The organism is Burkholderia sp. Ac-20379, assembly GCF_017104645.1.
Lineage (GTDB): Bacteria > Pseudomonadota > Gammaproteobacteria > Burkholderiales > Burkholderiaceae > Burkholderia.
This window is the reverse complement of sequence record NZ_JAAGPF010000580.1, coordinates 1-2,024: the sequence shown is the minus strand read 5'-3', so window position 1 is coordinate 2,024 and position 2,024 is coordinate 1. Positions and strand designations below refer to the sequence as shown.

2 protein-coding genes are annotated in these 2,024 nt (G+C 70.2%); one reads left to right on the top strand and one right to left on the bottom strand.

The window, feature by feature from the left end; translation table 11 throughout:
- The coding region (locus G3N92_RS32930; RefSeq protein ID WP_206131699.1) for a GntR family transcriptional regulator at nt 1-276 on the bottom strand (276 nt) is incomplete at its 3' end.
- Between the two features lie 271 nt (nt 277-547).
- Between G3N92_RS32930 and G3N92_RS32925 the strand changes: the two genes are divergently transcribed.
- Nucleotides 548-1,759, top strand: a complete 1,212-nt coding sequence (locus tag G3N92_RS32925) for an NAD(P)/FAD-dependent oxidoreductase (RefSeq protein WP_206131698.1) — start codon at nt 548-550, stop codon at nt 1,757-1,759.
- Nucleotides 1,760-2,024: the final 265 nt, after the last annotated feature.

Here is a 2,024-nt window from a genome sequence, read left to right as displayed (position 1 = left end):
TGTCGCCGTCGCGGCCGGCGGCAGCGACGGCGACACATAGGTGCCGGCCGCGCCGCGCACCTGGAAATAGCCCTCGTCCACGAGGATCCGATACGCCATCTCGATCGTGCCGCGCGCGGTGTTCAGCTCGGTGGCGAGGCCGCGCACGGCCGGCACGCGGTCGCCGGGGCGCAGGTGGCCCGCACCGATCGCCTGCCGGAAACGCTCGCAGATCTGCAGATAGACCGGCAGTTGCAGGCGGCGGTCGATGTCGAGTTTGAGGTCGCGTTGGCTCATCGGGAGGCCCGGTGGACGAGCCGGGCGGCTCGGTGGACAGCGATTGTCGCACGGGCGCGGCATTCGCTGCGATCGTCAAACTCGGATTGATCGAGTCGGAATAAATGGCAATGATGGAAGCATGGAAGGCGAAACAATCTTTTGCCTATAGCCTCAACGATCGATGCTTGCTTTCGTGAACTGCGATCAATACAATCCGAGTTGTCCGAAATCGTGGAACGGTCGCCGTCGAGGCGATCGCGTCCCACCTCTCGTCCAACAGGAGAAAATCATGTCGAAACGCATTCTGGTGATCGGCGCCGGCTTCGCCGGCATGTGGAGCGCGCTGTCGGCGGCCCGCCTGCTCGATCTGCGCGGCCGTACCGATATCGAAATCACGCTGGTCGCGCCGGCCGCCGAGCTGCACGTGCGCCCGCGCCTCTACGAAAACGATCCGGGCGCGATGCGCGCGCCGCTGCAGCCGCTGTTCGACGCGGTGGGCGTGCGTTTCGTGGCGGGGCGCGTCGAGGCGATCGACGTCGCGCGGCGCGAAGTGAGCGTGAGCAGCGCCGAAGCCGGCGCCGAACCGCAGCGCCTCGGCTACGACCGGCTCGTGCTGGCGGCCGGCAGCCGGCTGTTCCGTCCCGAGATTCCGGGCCTGGTGCCGCATGCGTTCAACGTCGATCAGGTCGAGGACGCCGCCGCGCTGGAAGCGCATCTGCACGCGCTGGCCGCGCGGCCGGCCGGCAAGGCGCGCAACACCGTGGTGGTGGCGGGCGCGGGCTTCACCGGCATCGAAACGGCCGCCGAGCTGCCGGCGCGGCTGCGCGCGATCCTCGGCGAGGCGGCGGACGTGGACGTGATCCTGATCGACCGCGAAGCCGAGCTCGGGCCGGACCTCGGCCCCGGCCCGCGTCCGGTCATCACGCGCGCGCTGACGGAACTGGGCGTGCGCTGGAAGCTCGGCTCGGGCGTGGCGTTCGTCGATGCGCAGGGCGTGACGCTGGCCAACGGCGAGCGGATCGACGCGCAAACCGTGGTCTGGACGGCCGGCGCGCGCGCCAGCGCATTGACTGCACAAGTGCCCGGCGAGCACGACCGTTTCGGCCGTCTGCATGTCGATCGGAATCTGAAGGTGACGGGCGTCGAAGCCGTCTACGCCACCGGCGACTGCGCCTACGCGGCCACCGACGAGGCCGGCAACCATGCGGCCATGTCGTGCCAGCACGCGATGAATCTCGGCCGTTCGGCCGGCCACAACGCGGCGGCCGATCTGCTCGGCGAGGCGCCGTTGCCGTACAGCCAGCCGAAGTACGTGACGTGCCTGGACCTCGGCCCGTGGGGCGCGGTGTATACGGAGGGCTGGGATCGCGTCGTGAAGATGGAGGGCGCGCAGGCCAAGGCGCTGAAGACGCAGATCAACTCGGAATGGATCTACCCGCCGGCGCCGAATCGCGCCGAGGCGCTGGCGGCGGCCGATCCGCAGCGCATCGTGGTGGCCTGACGCACCGGCGCGGCGCGCGGGCTGGATGCCGGCCCGCAGCCACAAAAAAAGGCGGCGCTTCGTTGAAGCGCCGCCTTTTGTTTTTTCCGGACGGGATAGCGGATCGCCGGCTGCGAACCGCAGCGCGAGTGCCGCGCTAGGGCCGTGCCCGGGTCGCGCTCAGGCCGTGCTCCCGCCGCGCTAGAGTCGTGCTCAGGCCGTGCCCCCGCCGCGCTCGGGTCGCGCTCAGGCCGTGCCCCCGCCGTGCCCGGGTCGCGCTCGGGCT

Bases quoted from the DNA above. Each gene is read 5' to 3' on its own strand.
- G3N92_RS32925 (WP_206131698.1), top strand. From the start codon at position 548: ATGTCGAAACGCATTCTGGTGATCGGCGCCGGCTTCGCCGGCATGTGG.